Here is a 2,829-nt window from a genome sequence, read left to right as displayed (position 1 = left end):
ACGCGCGGCCGGCCGACAGCGAGAGGTGGACCCGCCACGCTCCAGGCCACCGTCGCCCCAGGCACGCCTGCCGAGCTTGCCGTCTCCGCGTCCGATGCGTGGCCGCCCGACGGAGCGCGGCCCGTCGACCTGGACGATCGGTACGAGGAACTACGAGCCGACGGATACACCTACGGCCCCGTGTTCCAAAGCCTCAAACGCGCCTGGCGGGTCGGCGACGAGGTGCTGGCCGAGGCGGAGCTGCCGCAGACCGCGGCCGACGACACCGACCGGTTCGGTCTGCACCCGGCGCTGTGGGAAGCGGCCGCACAAGCGGTGGGGCTCGCTCAATCGGCCCGGCCGTCCGCCGAGGCCGGCGCGCTGCTGGCGTCCGTCTGGCAGGGCGTCACACTGCGCGCCACAGGAGCCACCCGCCTGCGCTTGCGCGTACGGCCCACGGGTACGGACACCGCCCGTGTCGAACTGGCGGACAGCGCCGGCGAGCCCGTAGCCGTCATCGAGCGCATGACCGTCCGCCGCACGACCGCGGCCGAACTGACCGGCACCGTCCCTGACGGCACCGACGGTCTCTTCACCTTGGCATGGACACCGGTCGGGGGTGCCGTCGCGACTGCTCAGCTCTCGGACGCGTCCGTCGCCGTACTGGGCGATGAGGCAGAGGGACCCGCCGACGAGGCCGACATCGTCGTGCTGCCGGTCTTCGGCACCCCCGCCGAAGACGAAGACGAGGGCGAGGGGGGCGACGCCGGGGGCGTGGGGGCCGTCGCCGAGCGGCTGCTCACATCGCTGCAGCGATGGCTCGCGGACGAGCGGAACGCCGGCCGCCGCCTCGCCGTGGTGACCCGGGGCGCCGTGGCCGCCTGCGAGGACACCGACGAGGCCCTTCCGGACGTGCCCGACCTGGCCGCTTCGGTGGCATGGGGCCTGGTGCGCACCGCGCAGAGCGAGCACCCGGACCGCTTCCTGCTGCTCGACCTCGACCTCGACCCCGCCTCCGACCCCGACCTCGACCCGGCGGTCGGCGGGAGCGATCTGCCGGACCTGGTGGCGAAGGCCGCCCGGACCGGCGAACCGCAGTTGGCGCTGCGCGGCGAGCGATTCCTCGCACCCCGTCTGCGCCGCAGCACGGGAGCCGCCGGGCAGGGGGCCGCGCCCGACCCGGCCGGCACCGTGCTGATCACCGGTGGCACCGGCATGCTCGGCCGGCTCCTGGCCCACCATCTCGTCACGACCCATCAGGCCCGGCACCTGCTCCTGGTCGGCCGCCAAGGGCCCGAGGCGCCCGGCGCTACGGAACTGCGCGACGAACTCGGGGCGCTGGGCGCCGAGGTACGCATCGCCGCCTGTGACGTCACCGACCGCGCCGCGCTCGCCGCACTCCTGGCCGGCATCCCGGCCGAGCACCCCCTGACCACCGTCGTCCACGCGGCCGGTGTCACCCGCAACGGGGTGCTGAGCGACGTGGAGCCGCAGGATCTGCACGCCGCGCTCCGGGCCCGAGCCGCCGGCGCCCTGAACCTGCACCACCTCACACGCGACCTCGCCCTGTCGGCGTTCGTTCTGTTCTCGTCCGCCGCGGGCACCGTGGGCAGCTCCGGGCACACGACCCTCGCCACCGCAGCCTCCTTCCTCGACGCCCTCGCCCACCACCGGCGGGCGCGGGGCCTGAACGCCCTGTCGCTGGTGTGGGGCGCCTGGGCCCCTGAGGGCCCCTCCGCCCGCCCGCTGACCGACGCGGACGCAGTACGGCTCGCACGCGAGGGAGCCGTACCGCTCCCCGCGGCGGAGGGGCTCGCGCTGTTCGACGCGGCATCGGCCGTCGGCGCCGCCCAGCTCGTCGCCTCGAAGATCGACGCCTCGGCACTGCGCGCACGTGCCGCGGCCGGCGTGCTGTCCCCGCTGTGGCACGACCTGTTCCGCACCACCACGCGCCGCCGGTCCGCGAACGACGGCGGTGACAGCCCCGGCAGCAGGGCATTCGCCCGCCAGCTCCTCGACCTGGGGGAGGAGGAGCGGGAGCGCATCGCCGTGGAGCTCGTACGCCGACATGCCGCCGCTGTCCTCGGCCACGCGTCGCCCTCGCAGGTCGACCCCCAACGCGGCCTGATGGATGCGGGGTTCGACTCGCTCACCGCCGTCGAGTTCCGCAACCGTCTCGCCGCCGAGACCGGGTTGCAACTGCCCGCCACGCTGATCTTCGACCATCCCACACCCGCCGCGCTGGCCACGTTCGTCCTGACGGAGACGCTCGGCGCGAGCGCCGATCCGGACGCCGGTGACACCGCCCCCCGCACCGCCGCCGACGACGAGCCGATCGCGATCGTGAGTATGGCGTGCCGTTATCCGGGTGGGGTGGGTTCGCCGGAGGATTTGTGGCGGTTGGTGGCCGGGGGTGTGGATGCGACGTCGGAGTTTCCGGCGGACCGGGGCTGGCCGGAGGACTTGTACGACCCGGATCCGGATGCGTCGGGGAAGTCGTATGTGCGGCGTGGTGGGTTCCTGGATGACGTGGCGGGTTTTGACGCGGAGTTCTTCGGGATTTCGCGGCGTGAGGCGTTGGCGATGGATCCGCAGCAGCGGTTGCTGCTGGAGGTGTCGTGGGAGGCGCTGGAGCGGGCGGGGCTGAAGGCGGAGGAGCTGCGCGGCAGCCGTACCGGCGTCTTCATCGGCGCCACGAACTCCGCGTACGTCCCCGACATGGACCGGGTACCGGAGACCATCGAGGGCTACGCCCAGACCGGCAACACCCTCAGTGTGCTGTCCGGTCGGGTGTCGTACACGTTCGGTTTCGAGGGGCCTTCGGTGTCGGTGGACACGGCGTGCTCGTCG

General features: G+C 73.6%; 1 protein-coding gene. It reads left to right on the top strand.

The genetic code is table 11. The features are described from left to right. Positions 1–2,829: SDR family NAD(P)-dependent oxidoreductase (locus tag SSQG_RS38100; RefSeq protein ID WP_158681009.1), on the top strand; the 2,829-nt coding region annotated here is incomplete at both ends.

It is taken from the genome of Streptomyces viridochromogenes DSM 40736, assembly GCF_000158955.1.
GTDB classification, from domain to species: domain Bacteria; phylum Actinomycetota; class Actinomycetes; order Streptomycetales; family Streptomycetaceae; genus Streptomyces; species Streptomyces venetus.
The sequence above is the reverse complement of the archived record's forward strand: the minus strand, read 5'-3'. Positions and strand labels throughout refer to the sequence as shown.